The sequence below is a fragment of the Terrisporobacter mayombei genome (genome assembly GCF_020748465.1).
Lineage (GTDB): Bacteria > Bacillota > Clostridia > Peptostreptococcales > Peptostreptococcaceae > Terrisporobacter > Terrisporobacter mayombei.
The window spans coordinates 1-503 of the sequence record NZ_JAHZMP010000137.1; the positions used below are offsets into that span (position 1 = coordinate 1).

The 503-nt window shown below is 48.1% G+C and carries 1 protein-coding gene; it reads right to left on the bottom strand.

The annotated features are described in order from the left end of the window. On the bottom strand, positions 1-491 hold a 491-nt coding region (locus K0039_RS25005), incomplete at its 3' end, for an autoinducer binding domain-containing protein (protein ID WP_228106828.1). Between the last annotated feature and the right edge of the window lie 12 nt (positions 492-503).

Sequence of the window (503 nt, forward strand, 5' to 3'; positions counted from 1 at the left end):
GCCATCAGACTTTCGCGCACCAGTAACTGCATTTTTAATTGCAGTTCATCACTAAGAATGGGTATTTCGCGCGTGCTGCAACGGGAAAAGGACAAAAAGCCCAGCGCCCGATTTGGCAGCATTAAATACTGAGTGACACCGCGGCGTAAACCATGTGCGTGCGCGGCTTCCCATAATGGCTGTGCTTCGCTGAATAAGTCATCATTCCACATTAAATGGCCCTGACTAAAGTTTTCAGGGTTCAGCACAGGATCAATTGCGAGAAAATTTTTTGCCTGATAATAACTAACCCACGACTCAGGGTAATTGGTGTAGACAGCCACTTTAGGTCGCGTGAATGGTACCGGGTGGCGAACACATAACGAATAGTAATCGTACTCCAGCTGCTGAGCCTGAAGCTCTATTTCATGGTAGACCTCTTCTGCGGCCTCCATCCTCTGAAAACGCAACAGCATCGTGCGACGCCAGCTGAAAAAATCCGTATCCTGCATAGTAAACCGCAA